This window comes from Saccharomonospora azurea NA-128, assembly GCF_000231055.2.
GTDB classification, from domain to species: domain Bacteria; phylum Actinomycetota; class Actinomycetes; order Mycobacteriales; family Pseudonocardiaceae; genus Saccharomonospora; species Saccharomonospora azurea.
Map to the genome: position 1 here is coordinate 1685056 of NZ_CM001466.1, position 19414 is coordinate 1704469.

20 protein-coding genes are annotated in these 19414 nt (G+C 67.5%); 4 read left to right on the forward strand and 16 right to left on the reverse strand.

Annotated features, from left to right (window positions below; all coding sequences use genetic code 11):
- Positions 1–87: 87 nt before the first annotated feature.
- The 4 genes from SACAZDRAFT_RS07560 to SACAZDRAFT_RS07575 form a co-directional block, all read right to left on the reverse strand.
- Complete coding sequence (locus SACAZDRAFT_RS07560) at positions 88–507, reverse strand: VOC family protein (protein WP_005440264.1); 420 nt, start codon at positions 505–507, stop codon at positions 88–90.
- A gap of 10 nt (positions 508–517) precedes the next feature.
- Complete coding sequence (locus SACAZDRAFT_RS07565) at positions 518–988, reverse strand: helix-turn-helix transcriptional regulator (RefSeq protein ID WP_005440267.1); 471 nt, start codon at positions 986–988, stop codon at positions 518–520.
- A 64-nt stretch (positions 989–1052) separates the two neighbouring features.
- On the reverse strand, positions 1053–2546 hold the full coding sequence (locus tag SACAZDRAFT_RS07570; RefSeq protein WP_040927936.1) for a carboxylesterase/lipase family protein: 1494 nt from the start codon (positions 2544–2546) through the stop codon (positions 1053–1055).
- Between the two features lie 42 nt (positions 2547–2588).
- A complete protein-coding gene (locus SACAZDRAFT_RS07575; RefSeq protein ID WP_005440274.1) occupies positions 2589–3227 on the reverse strand; it encodes a TetR/AcrR family transcriptional regulator in 639 nt (212 codons plus the stop codon).
- Between the two features lie 54 nt (positions 3228–3281).
- Here SACAZDRAFT_RS07575 and SACAZDRAFT_RS07580 point away from each other — a divergent pair, with 54 nt between their 5' ends.
- Entirely contained in the window at positions 3282–3638 is a 357-nt protein-coding gene (locus SACAZDRAFT_RS07580) for a GatB/YqeY domain-containing protein (protein ID WP_050983461.1), read from the forward strand.
- A 12-nt stretch (positions 3639–3650) separates the two neighbouring features.
- Here SACAZDRAFT_RS07580 and SACAZDRAFT_RS07585 read toward each other — a convergent pair whose 3' ends face one another.
- Complete coding sequence (locus SACAZDRAFT_RS07585; protein WP_005440276.1) at positions 3651–3869, reverse strand: DUF2277 domain-containing protein; 219 nt, start codon at positions 3867–3869, stop codon at positions 3651–3653.
- Between the two features lie 155 nt (positions 3870–4024).
- On the opposite strand from SACAZDRAFT_RS07585, the gene SACAZDRAFT_RS07590 reads away from it, so the two are divergent.
- Positions 4025–4525, forward strand: coding sequence for a hypothetical protein (locus SACAZDRAFT_RS07590; protein ID WP_005440277.1), 501 nt, complete (start codon positions 4025–4027; stop codon positions 4523–4525).
- Here SACAZDRAFT_RS07590 and SACAZDRAFT_RS07595 read toward each other — a convergent pair.
- The 5 genes from SACAZDRAFT_RS07595 to glgP all read right to left on the reverse strand — a co-directional run bounded on the left by SACAZDRAFT_RS07595 (position 4513) and on the right by glgP (position 11027).
- On the reverse strand, positions 4513–5742 hold the full coding sequence (locus SACAZDRAFT_RS07595) for a THUMP-like domain-containing protein (protein ID WP_005440278.1): 1230 nt from the start codon (positions 5740–5742) through the stop codon (positions 4513–4515). The genes SACAZDRAFT_RS07590 and SACAZDRAFT_RS07595 overlap by 13 nt on opposite strands.
- 7 nt (positions 5743–5749) lie before the next feature.
- On the reverse strand, positions 5750–6727 hold the full coding sequence (locus tag SACAZDRAFT_RS07600) for a class I SAM-dependent methyltransferase (RefSeq protein WP_005440279.1): 978 nt from the start codon (positions 6725–6727) through the stop codon (positions 5750–5752).
- Position 6728: 1 nt separating this feature from the next.
- Complete coding sequence (locus tag SACAZDRAFT_RS07605; protein ID WP_005440281.1) at positions 6729–7508, reverse strand: enoyl-CoA hydratase/isomerase family protein; 780 nt, start codon at positions 7506–7508, stop codon at positions 6729–6731.
- 82 nt (positions 7509–7590) lie between these two features.
- Positions 7591–8412: an ABC transporter ATP-binding protein gene (locus tag SACAZDRAFT_RS07610; RefSeq protein ID WP_005440282.1), complete on the reverse strand. Its 822-nt coding sequence runs from the start codon at positions 8410–8412 to the stop codon at positions 7591–7593.
- A gap of 59 nt (positions 8413–8471) precedes the next feature.
- On the reverse strand, positions 8472–11027 hold the full coding sequence (gene glgP, locus SACAZDRAFT_RS07615; protein WP_005440284.1) for an alpha-glucan family phosphorylase: 2556 nt from the start codon (positions 11025–11027) through the stop codon (positions 8472–8474).
- A gap of 143 nt (positions 11028–11170) precedes the next feature.
- Between glgP and SACAZDRAFT_RS07620 the strand changes: the two genes are divergently transcribed.
- Both SACAZDRAFT_RS07620 and SACAZDRAFT_RS07625 read left to right on the forward strand, forming a co-directional pair.
- Positions 11171–12619, forward strand: a complete 1449-nt coding sequence (locus SACAZDRAFT_RS07620) for a neutral zinc metallopeptidase (protein WP_040927703.1) — start codon at positions 11171–11173, stop codon at positions 12617–12619.
- 798 nt (positions 12620–13417) lie between these two features.
- A complete protein-coding gene (locus tag SACAZDRAFT_RS07625) occupies positions 13418–13996 on the forward strand; it encodes a dihydrofolate reductase family protein (RefSeq protein WP_005440288.1) in 579 nt (192 codons plus the stop codon).
- A gap of 235 nt (positions 13997–14231) precedes the next feature.
- Here the strand turns inward: SACAZDRAFT_RS07625 and SACAZDRAFT_RS24150 are convergent, their stop codons facing one another.
- The 6 genes from SACAZDRAFT_RS24150 to SACAZDRAFT_RS22390 all read right to left on the reverse strand — a co-directional run.
- Complete coding sequence (locus SACAZDRAFT_RS24150) at positions 14232–14489, reverse strand: CPCC family cysteine-rich protein (protein WP_082245298.1); 258 nt, start codon at positions 14487–14489, stop codon at positions 14232–14234.
- A complete protein-coding gene (locus SACAZDRAFT_RS22940) occupies positions 14407–14748 on the reverse strand; it encodes a hypothetical protein (RefSeq protein ID WP_157606953.1) in 342 nt (113 codons plus the stop codon). Before SACAZDRAFT_RS22940 ends, SACAZDRAFT_RS24150 begins: the two co-directional genes overlap by 83 nt.
- Positions 14741–15421, reverse strand: coding sequence for a polymorphic toxin-type HINT domain-containing protein (locus tag SACAZDRAFT_RS22385; RefSeq protein WP_157606955.1), 681 nt, complete (start codon positions 15419–15421; stop codon positions 14741–14743). Before SACAZDRAFT_RS22385 ends, SACAZDRAFT_RS22940 begins: the two co-directional genes overlap by 8 nt.
- A gap of 327 nt (positions 15422–15748) precedes the next feature.
- A complete protein-coding gene (locus SACAZDRAFT_RS22945; protein WP_141630151.1) occupies positions 15749–16270 on the reverse strand; it encodes a hypothetical protein in 522 nt (173 codons plus the stop codon).
- A gap of 12 nt (positions 16271–16282) precedes the next feature.
- On the reverse strand, positions 16283–17863 hold the full coding sequence (locus tag SACAZDRAFT_RS07630) for a polymorphic toxin-type HINT domain-containing protein (RefSeq protein WP_198283905.1): 1581 nt from the start codon (positions 17861–17863) through the stop codon (positions 16283–16285).
- Positions 17864–18865: 1002 nt separating this feature from the next.
- A partial coding sequence (locus SACAZDRAFT_RS22390) for a Protein of unknown function (DUF1557) (protein WP_005440295.1) occupies positions 18866–19414 on the reverse strand: 549 nt, incomplete at its 5' end.

Below are 19414 nucleotides of genomic sequence, written 5' to 3' on the forward strand. Positions count from 1 at the left end.
TCGGCGGCGGGCGTCGTGGCGCCGAGGCTCGAACGGTGGTCGACCCGCAGCGGGTGCGCGCGGGTCCGGATGGGGTGCCGGGTGCGGTCAGCGCTGCTCGAAGATGCGGACCATGTTGCCCGCCGGGTCGCGGAACGCGCAGTCGCGAACGCCCCACGGCTGGTCGGTCGGCTCCTGGACGACCTCGGCATCCCCCGCCTGCAGCGTGGAGAAGGTGGCGTCGAGGTCCTTCGTGGCCAGGTTGATCCCGGCGTAGGTGCCCTTGGCCATCATCTCGGCGATGGTGCGGCGCTCGTCCTCGGTGATGCCGGGGTCGGCGGCGGGCGGGTGCAGCACGATGGACGTGCCGGGCTGGCTCGGCGGTCCCACCGTGATCCAGTGCATGCCGTTGTACTCGACCTCGTTGCGCACCTCGAAGCCGAGCGTGTCGCGATAGAACGCGAGCGAGGCCTGCGGGTCGGTGTGCGGCAGGTAGGTCTGGTGAATCGTGATGTCCGTGGTTGTCATGGCGATGACGCTATTGCGCCGCGACCTCCGACGCTTCTCGATTCCTGACCGGTCTGGTGACCCGCTTCGCCACACACGGCGCCATCCCGTCCACCCTGCCCACCGCGTCCCGCCGGTAGACGCTCGGCGGCACTCCCACGAGTTCGGTGAACCGGCTGCTGAACGTGCCCAGGGACGAGCATCCGACGGCGAAGCAGACCTCGGTGACGCTGAGGTCTCCGCGCCGCAGCAACGCCATCGCCCGCTCGATCCGCCGTGTCATGAGGTAGGAGTACGGCGACTCGCCGTAGGCGCGCCGGAACTGGCGGCTGAGGTGCCCGGCCGACATGTTCACGCCGCGAGCGAGCGCCTCGACGTTCAGCGGCTGGGCGTACTCGCGATCGATCCGGTCGCGCACGCGGCGCAGCAGGGCGAGGTCGCGCAGGTATCGCGCCGACGCCGCCTCCCGCGTCCGTGCCGCAGGCGATGAGTCCGTGGTCACAACCCGAAATGCTACGGCGGGCACCGACAGAGCCGCATCGGACGGCGACTCTGCCGGGCTGGGCCTAGGCCAGTCGCGACCAGAGGTCGAGGTGGTGCTCGGCGACGTAGTCGACGCCACCGATCCGCACGGGTGCCAGCGACTGCACGTGCCCGGTGCCGAGATCGGGCCACGGCGGCAGGTCGGCACGGGCAGGGTCGCCGGACTCGGCGAAGGCCGCCCAGTACCGGTTCAGGCACTCTCCCCACTCGCGCTGAGCGGTCGGCGGCGTCGGCACACCGGCGAGGTCGAACTGATACGCCAGCTCGCTGCCGTGCTGGGCGCCCCCGGGAAAACCGGGCACCGGGACCGGTGCGGGCGCGTCGCGGTCGGCGAACTCGTAGAACCAGGTCGGGGTGTGGGCGGCGAAGGCCTGTCCCAGTTCCCAGGCGGGCCAGGCCCAGGCACGGTCGGTGCAGAGGCGCGCCCACGCGAGACTCGGCGTCGTGTCGGCGGGCAGCGGATACCGCGCGGCGACCTCGTCCGCCGCGGCACCGAACGCCTCGCCGAGCATGCGCGGGTAGTCCCCGGCCGTGACCGGCCTGCCGACCGCGTCGGCGAAGAGCGCGACGAAGAACCGCGCCTCGTCGCGCGTGGTGCCGAGCAGCACCGGCACGCGGGAGAACCGCCCGCTGGTGATCGCCACGGCGGGTGACTCGGGCAGCACCGCACCACCGAAGGCCGGACGGATGAACGCGTCCGACACCGTCAGCAGCTCGCCCACGGGCACCGCGCGCAGCTGCGCGAGTGCCGCCTCGGCATCGCTGCCGGGCCGCACCCATCCCCGCTCCTCGGCGACGGCGGCACCGAGTCGCTCCACCTCGGCCACCGGCGACCACATCGGCGGGAGCGCCGGGCCGCCGGGGATGAACGTGTGCGCGGGCGTGGGGCCGAGCATCCCGAAGGGACTCTGGAGCACGGCGCGGTGGAACAATCCGGCCGACCCCGGCGCGGTGAGGTGGGCCGCGACCTGCAACGCGCCGTGCGAACTGCCCGCCAGCGTGACGTTGCCCGGGTCGCCGCCGAACCGGGCGATCTCCCGCCGCACCCAGCGCAGAGCCGCCTGCTGGTCCTGCAGGCCGAACGTTGCGCCGTCGGCCAGGCCCGGATGACCGAAGTACGACAGCACCCCGAGCCGGAACTGGGGTGTCACGACGACGACCTCGCCCGTGACCGCGAGGCGTCCCGCGTCGTACACGGCGCCGCTGCCGTTGGTGCCGCCACCGCCGTGCAGCCACACCAGCACGGGCCGTTTCCTCGTCGCCGAGGCGGGGACGGTGACGTCGAGGGTCAGGCAGTCCTCGTCGAGGGAGTCGGCCTCGGTGAACGACTGCGCGAGCTGGGGCGCGGGCGCCGCGGGCGTGGTCGCGTCGCGGACACCGGCCCACGGCTCGACCGCTGTGGGTGCTCGCCACCGCCGTTCGCCCACGGGAGCCGCCGCGTACGGGATGCCGTGGAAGGTCAGGTGACCGTCCCGTCGCCGCCCCCGCACGGCGCCACAGCCCAGCGTCACCGTCACGTTTCCGTTCGTCGCGTACACAGTGACAGTATGAGCATATTGTCAACGGCAGGGTGAGCGGTCCCTGTGTCGCGCGCACGCCCCGGTGAAGACCGTGCCGACGGCCCGCGCCAGCACGTCGCGAGCGGGGAAGGAGTCCGCGCCCGACAGCACCACCTGGTCGGCCAGCCCCTGCACGGTCGCGAGGATGGCGCGGGCCGCCAAGGGCGCGTCCACACCGGAGTCGACCTCGCCGCACGCCTTGCCGGCCTCCACCACCGCCGTGACGTACGCGAGCAGGTCGCCACCCGCCCGCCGCGCGACGTCGGCGAGCTCGGCGTGGTGCAGCGCCTGGGCCTGTAGTCCCTGGCGGACGCGGTATTCGAGGTCGCGTTCGGCATCGAGGGGCAGCAGCTCGGCCAGGCTGTCGAGCAACACCCGCGCGGACGGAAGACCGGCGGCCTCACCGCTGCGCACCCGGGCCCGCACGCGCTCGCTCAGGCGGGCCGCGGCGTCGTCGTAGGCGAAGCGCAGCAGGGCGTCCTTGCTCACGAAGTAGTGCTGGATGAGCCCGACCGACACCCCCGCCTCGGTCGCCAGCCGCGAGAACGAGACCGCGGCGAACCCTTCCGCGGCGAGAAGGCGCTGGAACGCCCGCGCGATCCGGTGACGCCGCTCATCGTGATCGACAATCCGAGGCATGACGGTTATCGTACATCCATATTGTCAACCGCCACCTCCGGTGAGGAGCCCACCATGCGCGACGCGCTGCGCCGCGACCTGACCGCCGCCCTCAAAGCTCGCGACCGCGTCGCGATCGACGCACTGCGTTCCGCGCTCGGAGCGCTCGACAACGCCGAAGCCGTCCCCGTCGACCACGCCGCGATCCGAGGTGGCGAGCCGAGCAGCGAGCACATCGCCGGCGCGGCCTCCGGTGTGGGCTCCACCGAGAGCCGCCGCCGGGAACTCACCGAGGCGCAGGTGCGGTCGATCGTTCGGCAGCAGGTGGACGAACGGCAGGAAGCCGCGACCGAGTACGACCGGTTGGGCCGCACCGACCACGCCGAGCGGCTCCGCGCCGAGGCCGACGTGCTGGACCGGCATCTGAGCTGAAGCGACACCCGGTCAGCGCGCCGGCGCGCCGCGCACCCGCAGCGACGACAGCAGCTCCGCCGTCGCCTCCTCGACGGCGTCGACGGCTCGCTCGAACACCTCGGCGTTGTGGGCCGCGGGACGCTGGAAGCCCGACACCTTGCGCACGTACTGCAGCGCGGCAGCCCGGATGTCGGCGTCGGTGACGCCCTCCGCGAACGGCGGACGCAGGGTCTTGATGTTTCGGCACATACGCCCAGTGTCGCGCTTCCTCCGACATCGGCGCTGCGCGATCTCGATCGGATCGGCCGTTCGTCTCGCCCCGCGCCGCGACACGGGGGCCAGGTGTTAGGTTCAGGCGCTCTTCTCTATCTTCACTGTCCGACGAACAACCAGGAAGGCGTGACGTGTCCCCGCAACGTTCCCCTCGGCGACCTCAGGCGTGGATCCCCCTCGGTGTCGTGGCCGCGGCGATTCCCGCCACGGTGCTCACGAGTGTGCTGTGGCCGGCAGAGGACACGGCCCAACCGCCCGCCGTCACCAGTCAGGTGCCCGAGCCCACGCCGACGTCGACAGCGCCAAGCCCGGCCGAGGAATCCGACGGGGCGACACCGACCTCGACGACGAGCACCACACCGCCCGCCCCGACCTCCGAGGAACCGGCTCCGCGTCCCGCGACGCCCGCCGACGACGCCGTGGCGGTGGCCGACCAGCCCGCTCCCGCCGAGGCGATGAGCAGGGAGGAGATGCTGCGGTCCCGCGTCATGACCCCGGTGCCCAGGCCGCCGGTGACGCCGAACTACTCCCCCGACGTCCAGCGGCAGTTCGAGCAGCAGGACGAGGTGATCGACCTCGGCACGATCCACCCCGAGGGACAGGGCCCGGACGAGCAGCCCTACCAGCCCTGACCGGGCGGCGGCACGGACGCGAGCTCCCCGGCGTCGTGCTCGTCCGGGATGCGCTCGGCCCGGCACAGATACGCCATCGGAGTGCGGCCGACCCGCGTGAGCACCACGCTGGCCTCGCTCGCACCGCGAGGCTTGAGCCTGCGCCGCAGCGCGTCCGGGTCGACGTCCAGGCCACGCACCAGGATTTCGAGCCGCCCGACGTCGTACCGGCGCAGCAGCGCCCGCAGCGTCTTCTCGGTGTAGCGGCCGGAGTCGAGCACCCGGAAGGCCCGCACCCCGGGTGGCGGCGTGTCACCGGTGAGGTAGGCGATGCGCGGATCGAGCTGCCAGAGCCCGTGCCGCGCCGCGTAGTGGCGGACGAGTCCGGCGCGCACCACGGCCCCGTCCGGGTCGACGATCCACTGCCCGACGTCGGCGACCGGCACCTCGTCGGGTTCGGCGTCGGTGATCGACCACGCGTGGCCGTCCGACCGCAGGACCGTCGCCCTGCGGGTCGCCGTCGCGAGACCACCGCTCACCAGGCTCGCCTCGCGGACCCGGCCGTCGAGGGAGATGAGCTCGACCTCGCGGGCCCACGGCGCGGCGGCCGGATCGATCCCCGGGGCGCACTTCACCACCAGGTCCCTCCCCGCGTACGCCTGGGCGAGATCGTCGAGGGCGGGCACGAAGTCCTCGGGCCGCCACCGGCGACGTCCCGACGCGTCCCGGCGCGCCGGATCGGCGACCACGACGGACTCCCGCGTCACCGGCCGGAGCGCGTCGGCGCACACGAGCCCCGGACTCACCCCGGACACCGTGCAGTTGTGCGACGCCATCGCCAACCGCACGGCGTCCACATCGGATCCCACGCACCGGCACGCCGTGCGCGCCAGCGCCACGAGATCGGCGCCCACCGAACACGTCACGTCGTGCACGTCCAGCCCGGCGAGTCGCCGCGCCCGGTACTCCGCCACGGGCGACGCGCTCGCCTGCTGCATCGCGTCGTCCGTGAACAACCACCGCTGCCCGCCGTCCACTTTGCTCTCGGCTTTGCGGCGCAGGAGCGCTGTCTCCAGCACGGCGGGAGCGCGCTCCGCGCCGACGAGCCGGCGCACGGCCGCGACGTCGGCCAGTCTGCTCGCGTCCGTCAACGCCAGCGCGGAGCACGCGGCCAACGCCTCCTCGCCCTCCTGCGAGTCCAGGAACGCGACGTCGTCGAGCGAGAAGCGGTAGGGCACGATCTTTCTAGAGTTCCGAGGGCGCGGCGGGCTTCGTTCCAGTGATCATCACGTTGTAGAAGAGCTCACGCGGCAACACCTTGGCGAGCAGCGTGCGGTCGAGCGCCGAAAGCCGCAGCCACGCGTGGTAGGCGAACAGGCGCCACCGCAGCGTCAGCTTCTCCTGCGGCACCGCCGCTTCGAACGTGCGGATCGGCCAGCCGACCAGCGCGGCGCTGAACTCGTCCGTCACCGCGCGCACGTCCACCGCACCGGCCCCCAACGCCATGCGCTCCAGCTCGGACGGATCGAACGTGTGCAGGTCCACGACCGCTTCGAGCGCCGCCGCGCGCGACGACTCGTCGAGCTCCGTCTGCGGTCGCCGCCATGCCCGCAGCGCCGGCAGCTTGGTGAGGTTGGTGGTCAGCCACCACGTCACCCTGCCGAGCCTGCGCGCGTAGAAGTCGCCGATCTTCGTCGGCTCGCCCGCGAACACGAACCGCCCGCCCGGCTTGAGCACCCGCAGCACCTCGCGGAACGCCGCCCGGACGTCGGGGATGTGGTGCAACACCGCGTGCCCGACCACGAGGTCGAAGCTGTCGTCGTCGTACGGGATGCGCTCCGCGTCGGCGACCCGCCCGTCGACGTCGAGTCCGAGCCCCTTGGCGTTGCGCAGCGCCACCTCGACCATGCCCGGCGAGAGGTCGGTGACCGACCCCTTCTCGATCACGCCGCCCTGCATGAGGTTCAGGAGGAAGAACCCGGTGCCGCTGCCCAGCTCCATCGCGTGGCCGTACGGCTGGCCCTGCGTGCCCGCGACGGCGTTGAACACGTCGGTCGCGTACGAGATGCAGCGCTCGTCGTAGGAGATCGACCACTTCTCGTCGTACGTGCCCGCCTCCCAGTCGTGGTAGAGCACGTTCGCGAGCTTCGGATCGCGGTAGGCGGCCTGCACCTCGTCGGCGGTGGCGTGAGGGTTCGGCGCCGGGTCGGACACGTGGGTCACGTCACTTCCCCTCGAACGTGGCCTTGCCGGGGCCGTTCTCGATGAACGACTGCATGCCGCGCGCCTGGTCCTCCGTCGCCCAGAGGGCCGTGAACAGCTCGGTCTCCAGCTTCAGCCCGTTGCGGAGGTCGGTGTCGAGACCGCCGTCGATCGCGGCCTTCGCCGCGCGCAGTGCCACGGCCGGGCCGTTCACGAACTGCGCCGCCCAGCGGCGCGCCGCCGCGTACACGTCGTCGGGCGCCACGACCTCGTCGACGAGCCCGATGGCGAGCGCCTCCTCGGCCTTGACGAAGCGGCCGGTGAACACGAGGTCCTTCGCGCGGCTCGGGCCGATCAGCCGGGCGAGCCGCTGCGTGCCGCCCGCGCCGGGGATGATGCCGAGCTGGATCTCCGGCTGCCCGACCTTGACGTTGTCGCCCACGACGCGACGGTCGGCGGTCAGCGCCAGTTCGAGCCCGCCACCGAGCGCGTAGCCGGTGACGGCGGCGACGGTGGGCTTGGGCAGCTCGGCGATCACCGTGAGCGACGCCGAGAGCGCGGCACCGAAGCGCTGCATCTCGACGTACGACTTCTCCGCCATCTCCTTGATGTCGGCGCCACCCGCGAACGTCTTCTCGCCGCCGTAGAGGACGACCGCGCGCACGTCGTCACGCTCGCCCGCCTCGATCGCGGTCTCCCGCAGTTCGGCCTGCACCTGGTTGTTCAGGGCGTTCACCGGCGGCCGGTCCAGCCGGATGGTGCCGATGCCCTCGTCGACCTCGAGACGGACGAACTCGCCCACGCGCTTCCTCCTTCGTCTTCCGCGGTCGGCGGCGCCGACCGCGTTGTCGCCTGCCTCGCAGGCTACCCGCCAGTAGAGCTCGTCAGCGACGTCGGGCGAAGAACCTGTCGCCCGACCGCTGCAACAGCAGCTCCTGCCCGAACGCCGCGGACAGGTTCTCGCTGGTCATCACGTCGTCCATCAGACCGACCGACACCACCTGCCCGTCGGACAGCAGCATCGCGTGGGTGAATCCCGGCGGGATCTCCTCCACGTGGTGGGTCACGAGAACCATGGCCGGCGCGTCGGGGTCGAACGCGAGCTCGGACAACCGGGCGACGAGGTCCTCCCGGCCACCGAGGTCCAGCCCGGCGGCCGGTTCGTCGAGCAGCAGCATCTCCGGGTCGGTCATCAACGCCCGCGCGATGAGCGTGCGCTTGCGCTCGCCCTCCGACAGGGTGCCGTAGCTGCGGTCCGCGAGGTGCACGATGCCGAGCGCCGCGAGGAGCTCGTCCGCGCGCTCGGTGTCGAGCTCGTCGTACGACTCGCGCCAGCGGCCCATCACCGCGTACCCGGCGCTGACCACCACGTCGCGCACCTTCTCCTCGGGCGGGATCCGCCCGTTGACGGCGGCCGAGGTGAACCCGACCCTGGTGCGCAGCTCGAACACGTCCACGCGCCCGAGCCGCTCACCCAGCACGTGCACCGCACCGGTGGTGGGGTGCAGCTCCGCCGCGGCCAGCTTGAGCAGCGTGGTCTTGCCCGCGCCGTTCGGGCCGAGCACCACCCACCGTTCGTCCAGCTCCACCGCCCAGTCGAGGTCGGCGAGCAGCTTGTTGCCTCCCCTCCTGACCCCCACACCAGACATGTGGATCACGAGATCGGCAAGGTTGTCCGGGACCGCCACGTCGTTCACGGGCCTCATTGTCACCGACCCGCTCACGAAGGCAAGAACGCACCCCGACCAGGCCCCCGAGCGACCAGTCAGGCCAGCACCACCCGGCCGAGCTCCGCCGGAGTCGCGAGCAGCGGATGCCGCGGCAGGACCCGCACCGTGTAACCGAGCGAGCCCGCGAACGGCAGCGGCAGCGTGCCCGCGAACTCCCCGCGCCCGCACGGCGGCAGGGTCACGGTCACGACGTCGCTGAGGTCGTCGGTGTCGCCCACCCTGCCGACGACCGCCTGCACCTCCACATCGGACTCGGTGAGCTCCGCGAGGTCGACCCGGGCGGTGATGCGCGCGGGCGTGCCGACCACGGGCGTCTCGCTGCCCTCGACGGTCAGGTCGGCCGACACCACCCGCACCAGCGGCCAGCACGCGTCGACCCGCGCCCGGTAGGCCGCGAGCGACCGGGCGCCCGCGTAGTCGTCGGCCACGGCCGCCGCCACCGTCGTCGCCGCGGGGCCGTAGTACGACTCGACGTACTCCCGCACCATGCGCGAGGCCTGGACCCTCGGGCCGAGCGTGCGCAGGGTGTGCCAGATCATCGAGAGCCACCCTCGCGGCACGCCCTGGCCGTCCCGGTCGTAGAACAGCGGCGCGACCTGCTGCCCCACCAGGTCGTACAGCGCGGCCGCCTCCAGGTCGTCCCGCAGCAGCGGATCGGTCACCCCGTCCGCGGTGGGGATGGCCCAGCCGTTGCTGCCGTCGTAGTACTCCTCCCACCAGCCGTCGCGGATCGACAGGTTGAGGCAGCCGTTGAGCGCCGCCTTCATGCCCGACGTGCCGCACGCCTCCAACGGTCGCGTGGGGTTGTTGAGCCACACGTCGCACCCGCGGTAGAGGTAGCGGGCCATGGACATGCCGTAGTCCGGCAGGAACACCATGCGCTCCCGCACGGCCGGGTCGTCGACGAACTTCACGATCTGCTGGATGAGCGCCTTGCCGCCCTCGTCCGCCGGGTGCGACTTGCCCGCCACCACGATCTGGATCGGGCGCTCGTCGTCGAGCAGGAGCGCGCGCAGGCGTTCGGGGTCGCGCAGCATCAACGTGAGCCGCTTGTACGTGGGAACGCGCCGCGCGAAGCCCACGGTGAGCACGTCGGGATCGAAGATGCGCTCGGTCCAGCCGAGTTCGAGTGCCGACGCGCCGCGTTGCAGCCACGCCTCCCGCGCGCGCCGCCGCACCTCCTCGACCAGGTTGCCCCGCAGTTCCCGGCGCAGGTCCCACAGCTGCTCGTCGGTGACGTTCGGGTCGATGCCGGAGCCGTCGCCGTCGTGGCCCCACTCCTCGTCGCTGCCGCCCAGCAGCGTGCTCATCTCCCGCGCCACCCAGGTGGGGCCGTGCACCCCGTTGGTCACCGACGAGATCGGCACCTCCCCGGTGTCGAAGCCCGGCCACAGGCGGCTGAACATCCGCCGCGACACCCGCCCGTGCAGCGCGGACACTCCGTTGGCCCGCTGCGCGAGCCGCAGGCCCATGTGCGCCATGTTGAAACGGGTCGGATCGTCCTCGGCACCCAGCGCGAGAACCCGGCTCACGTCCACGCCCGGCAGCAGCCTGCCGTCGCCGAAGTAGTGCCTGACGAGGTCGACCCGGAACCGGTCGAGACCGGCGGGCACGGGCGTGTGCGTGGTGAACACCGTTCCCGCGCGCACGGCCGACAGCGCCTCGTCGAACGTGAGCTCGCCCGCCGCCAGGACCTCCCTCACGCGCTCCAGGCCGAGGAACCCGGCGTGCCCCTCGTTGGTGTGGAACACCTCGGGCTGCGGGTGGCCGCTGAGTTCGCAGTACCGCCGCACGGCCCGCATGCCGCCGACGCCGGCGAGGATCTCCTGCCGGATGCGGTGGTCGTCGTCCCCGCCGTAGAGACGGTCCGTGACGCCCCGCAGGTCCTCGTCGTTGCCCTCGACGTCGGTGTCGAGCAGCAGCAGCGGGATGCGACCCACCCGCGCCTTCCAGATCTGGGCCAGCAGCTCCCGCCCGCCGGGCATCGCCACCTGCACGTACACGGGCTCGCCGGACGGTTCGGTGAGCAGTTCCAGCGGCAGCCCGCTGGGGTCGATCACCGGGTAGTGCTCCACCTGCCATCCGTCCAGCGAGAGCGACTGCCGGAAGTAGCCCGCCCGGTACAGCGGTCCCACGCCGATCATCGGCACCCCGAGGTCGGAGGCGGCCTTCAGGTGGTCGCCCGCCAGCACGCCGAGTCCGCCGGAGTAGTTCGGCAGCGCCTCGTGCACCCCGAACTCCATGGAGAAGTACGCCACCGCGCGCGGGAACCGCTCCCCGTCGTCGGCCTGCTCGACCCGCCGCTGGAACCAGCGCGGCTCCGTGAGGTAACGCCGGAGGTCCTCACTCGCCTCCCGCGTTCTGGCGAGGAACTCGGAATCGTGCGCGAGCGCGTCGAGCCGGGAGGGCGGCAGCTGCGCCAGCATGCGCAGCGGGTCGCGGATCCGGCGGAAGAGCGCGTCGTCCATCGACGCGAACAGGTCTCGGGTCGGTGGATGCCACGTCCACCTCAGATTGGTGGCCAGTTCGGTGAGTCCCGTCAACTCGTCGGGCACCCGCGCGTGCACGGTGAACCGGCGGACAGCTTTCATGAAGATCGACCATAACGCCGGGCTCTCCGGGTCGCGCGCGGCCTCACTCCGAGGCCGGACCCGAACCACGCGGTAGGAATGTCACATCCGAGTTGCCCGGTATCGCCCCGATCACGGCCCCCGCGTGCGCTACTGTCCCCGCCATGACGCGCACAGGGGGACGAGGGGTGCGACGCCGGTTGGTGGCCGTCGCGGCGGCGATGTCGGTGCTCGGAGCGAGTGCCTGCTCGACGGAGATTCAGGGTGAGATCCGCAGTGAGGGCACCATCGCGGGGCTGCCGATCACGCACTTCGAGAGTGGCATGAAGCCGTCGGCGCCTCAGCCCGAACTGACCATCGAGAACGTGTCGAACACCGAGGACGACCGGCTCGCGGCCGCCGCCATCGCCGACGTCTCCGCGTTCTGGGCCGAGCAGTTCCCCCAGCACTTCGACCAGCCTTTCGAGCCCGTCGGCAAGCTGATGTCGTACGACTCCAACACGGACAAGATCGACGTCTGTGGGGCGACCACGGCCGACGTGGCGATGAACGCCTTCTACTGCCCGCCCGAGGACCTTGTCGCGTGGGACCGGGGCACGCTCCTGCCGCTGCTGCGGGAGAAGTTCGGCCCCATGGCCGTGGTCACCGTGCTCGGTCACGAGTTCGGCCACGCTGTGCAGTACCGGCTGGGCCCGAAGGCGGGTGTCGACCAACAGACGTCGACGATCGTGAAGGAGCAGCAGGCCGACTGCTTCACCGGCGCGTACTTCCGCTGGATCGCCGAGGAGCGCAGCCAGTACTTCGACGTCTCCACGTCGGAGGGCCTGAACCAGGTGCTGGCCTCACTGTTCTTCATCCGCGACTCGCCCGGCCAGTCGCATGCGGCGGACGGCGCGCACGGCACGGCGTTCGACCGCACCTACGCGTTCCAGCTCGGTTTCGAGGCCGACGCCGCGAAGTGCGCGACCATCGACCAGGCCGACGTCGACGCGCGCATCACCGAACGTCCCTTCGACCCCGACGACGCGGGCATGGGCGACATCACCGTCAACGACCAGACGTTGGGCCTGCTCCAGCAGAGCCTCGACGAGTCGTTCGCGGGCGCCGGCGTGCCGGGCCCGAAAATCGTGAACCAGGGCGGCTCCTGCCCGGGTGGCGTGTCCACGCCTCCCGCGTCGTACTGCGAGGACACCAACACCGTCACCGTCGACATGGCCGCCCTGGCAGAGCTCGGGCAGCCGATCGACCGCGAAGCCGAGTTCACGGGCCAGGGCTCGGGCGGGCTCGGCGACTTCGCAGCGTTCGCGGAGGTCGTCTCCCGCTACGTGCAGGGCATCCAGGTGGGCTTGAACGTGCCGGTGGACAACGCCAACGCGGGCCTGCGCACCGCGTGCCTCGTGGGCGCCTGGACCGCCGCCATCGACCACCCCGGAGCGGCACTACGCCCGTCCCCGGGCGACCTCGACGAAGCCATCGCCGAACTGATGCTGCCCCGAAGCCTCATCTCCGCCGACGTCAACGGCCACCCGGCCGTCAACGGCTTCGCCCGCATCGAAGCCCTACGCCTCGGCTACTTCGACGGCTCAGGAGCCTGCAGCTCGAAATACCCGTGAGCGGTGGTAGATACGTGCCACAAGCAACCTGCTCGTCTGGATCAACGCTCTGGACGAGCAGTCGAAGGCGCAGGCCGTTGATGCCATCACTCGCTGCGTCCGGGCGCTCGGCGGACACATCCCGATCTTCGCGGTGTTCGGCCACGATGCGTACATCGTGCGCGGCACCGACGCCCCCACGCTGACACACCTGTTCGCCGACCCGCTGTCTCACCGTCATCCCGCGGTTCTTGTCCATACCTGACGTGCCAACCGTCTAGGGAACGCACGCCTGGTTCTCCGTGCGCACCAGCTCCCTGATCGACCAACCCGTTCGGCTGGTTGCCGAGCCTCCAGTGGGCACCAAGGCTAGTTGCATTTTCGAAGTCCACTTCGTAATCTGAAGTGATTAGTGCGGGCAATCGTCAGTACTGCGGGTTTGCGGAGGTGACCGGCCCGGTCACGTGACCTCCGAACGGCCGGGGTGGTGGTGCGGGTCGCCGATGAGCAGCCCGGTGGCGGCGCGGCCTACAGGACCGACGCCTCCTGACTGCGGCGCTCCGCGCCGGATACCCGGCCGGGCGTCGCGGGATTCGGTCACGGTCGGCGCAGGTGCACCGGACTTCGAAGCCGATCTGACGGTCCATAGTGGCCCCGAGCTACGCGTCCTGCTCGCAGGCAACCTCATACCCTTTGCTGCGCTGTCCAGCGGTCCGAAATTCGAGCGTTTCACCAGTACGCGCCAGATTCCCCTGACCGATACCGCCGACGCTCCATCACCCAGGAACACGCCTTTGCTGTCCAGAAGAGGAGAAGATCATGGCCGTGATCGCGAGTTTGAGCATCTCGCTCGATGGGTTCTACACGGGTCCGCGCCCGAGCCCAGAGAACCCGATGGGTGATGGTGGCGCGGCCTTACATGGGTGGTTCGCCCACGATGTCGCCGACCGGAACCAGCTCACCTCGGACGACATCCTGCGTCCGGAGTTGGAGCGCACCGGCGCCCTGGTCATGGGCAGAGACAGCTACGAACACGCCCAGGTCGCCTGGGGGCCGCACCCGCCGTTCGAAATGCCCATTTTCGTCCTCACCCACTACTCGCGTCCCGACGACATCCGCGAGGGTTCCTCGTTCCACTTCATCACCGACGGATTCGAAGCAGCAGTACAGCAAGCAACCGCCGCCGCGGACGGCAAAGACGTCGGGCTGCACGGCGGCGGAGCGATTCGACAGGGGATACGCGCCGGCCTCCTCGACGAACTGCAGCTACACCTCGTCCCGGTACTCCTCGGGCAAGGCCGCCGGCTCTTCGAAGACCTTCGGTGTGAGTTCGGCATCGTGCGTGTCGCGGAAGGACCCGGGGCGACCCACCTCAAATACCAGGTGATGCAGCCGTGATCCCGACAGCGTTTGCCAGGCCCACCAACGTCCTGACCCACAACAGTAGCCGAATGAGGCCTCCTGCCCGGACATGTCCACGATGCAACCGGGCCCGATCCCCAGGCCATTCATTACCTACCAGGTCGAGCTACTCAAAGTTACCCAAAGCCTGGCCTACCGGACAAAAACGTGACCGCGAGAGTCGCCTTCACCGGATACCCGAGCTCCGAAAGCAAAACGGAGATCACTTACACTATGGATGGAATGGGTTCATTGGGCTTCTATAAAAGGCTACTTCATGAGCACCGTCTCGAAGGGGAGGCCAACGAAGCTGTACCAGATCACCCTCCCAGTGACACACAGGGCAAATCGGATGCGAATCCGGAGGCTCGTCGTGTACCTCGCATCCACAGCATGCACGGTGAGGTTCAGCAGTCCGATTGACGCGCAACCCGGTCTCCTTCTGGCGTGTTTCTGATCCAGAAGCTACCCCCGAGCGGCATCCAATCATTGGCCTCTAAATCCACTAGGGCCCGCCGGCATAACTCCTCAACTGTACCTTCCCAATCTTCGAACCCGCTATCACCAATCACCCCCAAACAGGCTTCGTTTCGCCGTAGAAGTCGTTCAATAACCCCCATGGCCACCTCCTTGTACGACCCCCCGGATTGACTTGCCACTTCACGGCTCAGGGCAATAATGTCATCAACCAGGACCCAGTCGTCAAGTCCTTCCTTCAAAACTTGCAATGCCACACTTTCTTCATTCATTTGATAGATGCACCTTCCACGACTTTCCGCTCGGCGGGATAATATCGATCGTGGGACCACCGGAACGGGAACTTGTTCTCCACTGCATTATAGTGCCATCCTGTAGCTTGAACACGTCAGGGATTTTACTACCACGCGCAGGCATCCTTTCAGCTCCAGCGGTCCACTTCTCGAAACTTTCTCGCATCTCCTGCACTGTAGGCACTTCCCTTACGTGCTGGTTATTTCCTTTCTCAAGATCACGGAACTCTGACTTCCAATCGCAGGGTCCACTTGAGTTGTGCGCAAGAACACCTACATCGCTTGCCACCGCATAGTAGGTGTGAACACCGTTAATGGTGAGGTTGTGAACTCGGCGGCTTTCGGTGCGGCTTTCCAGGCTCAGAACTTGAAACTGGTCGCCGTCTGCGCTCCGCAGGTCGTTGCCGGGTTTGAGTGCGTCGGCGTTGACCCAGCGGCCTTGGTCGTCGACCCAGAACGGGTGCTCAGCCGTGGCCACCACCCTGGCGGTCCTGTCACCGTCCGCACCGTCGACGTCCACCGTGACCTCGACCAGCTCCTTGATACCGGAGCTGGTGATGGTCGCCACGACCGTACGCGGCCCCTCCTCGCCGGTCTCCGAATCGGTCGCCCACACCCGGTCCCCGACCTCAACCTCCTCGACCGGCTTCACCCGGCCATCGGCCAACAACACACCAGTACCAGGCACAAAACTGCTGCACCCCGGCGGACCACCACCACTCCGACGACCCGCGCCCGCGACGTCCCCGGCAGCATCCGCACCCTTGCGGAACCACTTCGTGAACGTGGCAGCAATACCAGCCAACGGCGCCGCCGCCCCACACGAGAACGCCGCGTTCGTAACATCCCCCTCCGCGCCATACCACCCACAGTTCAGGCCACCAGCCCAGCTCCCAAACGCTGGAAACAGCTCAACGACATCCAGAGCCAAATGCCCCATGTCGATACCGGTGTCAGCTAACCACGCACCGACATATGCTCAATCTACTGTTGGCCGCACGCGTCCTTCTGCCCACGAACGAAACGGCTCTTCCGCCGATAGAGGTGATGAAGTCCTCATGAGAGCGACCCCAAAGTCCACTGCAAGGCGTTCAAGCATTTCTACGAGGTCCACCTTTGCCATGTCTTCGAAGGGAGGATTCGAATCCATACCAGTCAACAAAGAGCATACAATCCTTACACGCTCACCATCCGGAATGAAAGTCAATATACGCTCCACCCCTTGAGAAGCGAAAATAAACTCAAATTCTTCATTCTTAGCCAGTGCACCTAGAATATCTGGAAGGCTTTCCATGAAAATAGAACAATCGTACTCCACATCCAGAACCCAGTCCAGGCCGAATCCGAACATTCGAAACTTGACACCCGAATAATCCAAGATCTCACACGCGGCCATAACCTTGGACTCATATTCATCCAACTCATCGGGCAATTCGCCAGATTTCGCAGCCTGCGACTGCAGAAGACCCGCGCAGTCCAAGAAACATTGAAAAGTCAACACTACCCACTTCCCTCACGGCGCCCCAAGATATGGATAAGCCGTCTTGAAAAGACCGTTTTTGCCTGACACAATAAGCGCACGCTGGGCAGTCACAATGCTACCGTCCGGCTTGATCACTTGACCCAAACCCTCGGGTATATCAACGATGAACGGCTTAGAATCCATGTTGTGCACACCTCGCAAGAACTCTGCTGCTGCGCCATTATCAAGCCACTGACCCTGATCTTTCCCGGTGCCGCGTGCCCGATCTTGTAATTTTTTGAGGTTCTTCGCCCCTTCGCCATGCCGACTGAAGGTGTGCCCCCATGTCTTGACGCTATTAGCGGCCCAGTTGATGCAGTTACTGTTGTGAACCAAGACCGGCTTGGTATCTGTCACCACATAATACGTGTGAACACCGTTGATGGTGAGGTTGTGGACTCGGTGGCTCTCAGTCCGGCGTTCGGTGCTGAGGACTTCGACCCGCTCGCCGTCTGCGCTCCGCAGGTCGTTGCCGGGTGTGAGTGCGTCGGCGTTGACCCAGCGGCCTTGGTCGTCGACCCAGAACGGATGTTCGGCCGTGGCCACCACCCTGGCGGTCTTGTCACCGTCCGCACCGTCGACGTCCACCGTGACCTCGACCAGCTCCTTGATCCCGGAGCTGGTGATGGTCGCCACGACCGTACGCGGCCCCTCCTCGCCGGTCTCCGGATCGGTCGCCCACACCCGGTCCCCGACCTCAACCTCCTCGACCGGCTTCACCCGGCCATCGGCCAACAACACACCAGTACCAGGCACAAAACTGCTGCACCCCGGCGGACCACCACCACTCCGACGACCCGCGCCCGCGACGTCCCCGGCAGCATCCGCACCCTTGCGGAACCACTTCGTGAACGTGGCAGCAATACCAGCCAACGGCGCCGCCGCCCCACACGAGAACGCCGCGTTCGTAACATCCCCCTCCGCGCCATACCACCCACAGTTCAGGCTGTCTGCCAAGTTCCCCAACCCCGGAATCAGCCCCAAGCCATCGAGAAGGAAATGCCCGAGCGTAGACAAATCGGGCAAGCTATCCCAACGAGGACCGAGCTCTTCCCGGCACGCGACCCCAGAACCATGTCTGACAGGGGTACATCCTCCCGACGCACTGCCGCCACCACCCGGCTGACTGTGACCCGCCGTGCGCGTGTTCTGCCCGGTCGAGTAGCCGCCACCGGACCACTGGGGCCGCTGGAAATACCGTTTGGCGACCTTGACGGCACTCGAGACCACCTTCGTGAACCATTCGAGGAACAACCCCGATGGGTCCGAATAGGTGATCGGGCTGTTGTTCGAGTAGGTGTAGCCGTGCATCTGCTGCGGATCGGTAGGATCCATCAACGGATCCACCGACAGAAACCGCCCCAGCTCCGGGGCGTACTGCCGCGCCCCCAGCGTCACGAAGCCGGCCGAGTCGTCGATCGTCCCGCCGACGAACCCCTTCTCCCCTGGGAACTCCACCTCCGGACCACGCCGACCACCGAACGGCAGCTGCCAACGCCGCGTCACCTGCATCGACTGCGCGTCCACCGCGAACTGGGAAGTGCCCTGGTGATCACCCAGCAACCACGTCACCCCGGCCTCGGTACGCATCGCAACCGTGGAATCACCGAAGCTGTAGTACCGAGTAGTCGTGGTCTCACCACTCTCCCGGTCCCACCGCAGCTCCTGGCCCTCCAAGTACAGCGTCGCACCATCGGGATCGCGCCGTCGCGCAAACTTCAGGGTACGGAGGGATCTCCCTGTCCAGGTAGGAACTGTATAGCGTCTCGATGCGGTCCGCGGTCAGTGCGCCGGTGTACAGGCGAACGTCATCGACAGCACCAGGCCAGAACTCCGCGGGAGTCCCCTCCGACTTATAGTAGGCCATCTCAGCACTGATCCCTTCGCCGGTGAATCTGTCGATCAATCCGCGTTCGTAGACAGAGTTCTTGCAGTCTCCGGCGTAATAGCCGATCAATACGGGAGTCGCGACCAGGAAACAATAAGCTGTCAACGCGAACCGCTGCTCTGGCCAACCCTGCTTTACCACGCAGTCAGTACAGGTTGGCCAAGCTTAAAATGCACGGCAGTAGACACCTTCCTCAACGGCCATACATGCAACAGATTAAGTTAGAACAGCAACTTCCGTCGCGCCTCTTCATATGCTTCCGCATTATCGGGAACCAGAGCAGACATCTTCTCGAAGAACCGCACCCCAGCTTCCCTGACAGCATTGAGCCAATCCGCAGAAGAAACTTGGACCTCCCTCGTTTTCGCCCCAATGTCGACAGACACCACGACACGCCCCCCAGGAACTTCCCGAAAAGAAATCCTTATCGGCCCGTCCGGGAAGTACGAATCAGCACACCCAGCAGATCGCCATTGAGTCACCATCTCAGCGATATAGCACCAGATTTGGTCAACATAATCCCATTCCCTGAGCCCGAGAACCTCCTGCCCACCAACAGACACTTGGAGTGCGCCCTCAATATAATCAGCATCGGGAGGCGGAACACGACAGGAGTCCAAGTGAACAAAGTCACCACTCGAATCCCGCAGGAAAGTTTCTATCTCTATCACACCGAACCCCACCTGTCAGCCAATCGGGTAAAATTGACCCACGCGCCCCCTGTTTACGCCCAATACATACCCAACTCCGTCGACCTCACCCCGCATCTGATACATTCCCACTGACCCTCGCTGCAGCAATTTTTCTCGATTCTGCTCCAGGACTTGCCCTATTGCATCCCGAACATCGCCGATGCTCATGCTCGAAGCAAAGAAAGACTGGCTACTTTTGACCGAACCGTCCCAATATTTTGGGTGATGCCGAGTAAGAATATGCTCCATCCCTTTCTTGTCTAGCAGAAATGTTTCATTCCCGAAGTTGAATCGTTGACTTCTCCAGCTCCGAAGGTCGGGGAGACACCCACCACTATTATGGGCCAGCATCGGAGACTGGTTCTTCACCGCATAATACGTGTGAACACCGTTGATGGTGAGGTTGTGGACTCGGTGGCTCTCAGTCCGGTGTTCGGTGCTGAGGACGTCGAACCGCTCGCCGTCCACGATCCGCAGGCCGTCGCCGGGTTTGAGTGCGTCGGCGTTGACCCAGCGGCCTTGGTCGTCGACCCAGAACGGGTG

Excerpts from the sequence above, each read along its gene's own strand:
- SACAZDRAFT_RS07625 (WP_005440288.1), top strand. The coding sequence starts at position 13,418 with ATGGCCGTGATCGCGAGTTTGAGCATCTCGCTCGATGGGTTCTACACG.
- SACAZDRAFT_RS07620 (WP_040927703.1), top strand. The coding sequence starts at position 11,171 with ATGACGCGCACAGGGGGACGAGGGGTGCGACGCCGGTTGGTGGCCGTC.
- glgP (WP_005440284.1), bottom strand. The coding sequence starts at position 11,027 with ATGAAAGCTGTCCGCCGGTTCACCGTGCACGCGCGGGTGCCCGACGAG.
- SACAZDRAFT_RS07610 (WP_005440282.1), bottom strand. The coding sequence starts at position 8,412 with ATGAGGCCCGTGAACGACGTGGCGGTCCCGGACAACCTTGCCGATCTC.
- SACAZDRAFT_RS07560 (WP_005440264.1), bottom strand. The coding sequence starts at position 507 with ATGACAACCACGGACATCACGATTCACCAGACCTACCTGCCGCACACC.
- SACAZDRAFT_RS22940 (WP_157606953.1), bottom strand. The coding sequence starts at position 14,748 with ATGAATGAAGAAAGTGTGGCATTGCAAGTTTTGAAGGAAGGACTTGAC.
- SACAZDRAFT_RS24150 (WP_082245298.1), bottom strand. The coding sequence starts at position 14,489 with ATGATTGGATGCCGCTCGGGGGTAGCTTCTGGATCAGAAACACGCCAG.
- SACAZDRAFT_RS07580 (WP_050983461.1), top strand. The coding sequence starts at position 3,282 with ATGCGCGACGCGCTGCGCCGCGACCTGACCGCCGCCCTCAAAGCTCGC.
- SACAZDRAFT_RS07575 (WP_005440274.1), bottom strand. The coding sequence starts at position 3,227 with ATGCCTCGGATTGTCGATCACGATGAGCGGCGTCACCGGATCGCGCGG.
- SACAZDRAFT_RS07585 (WP_005440276.1), bottom strand. The coding sequence starts at position 3,869 with ATGTGCCGAAACATCAAGACCCTGCGTCCGCCGTTCGCGGAGGGCGTC.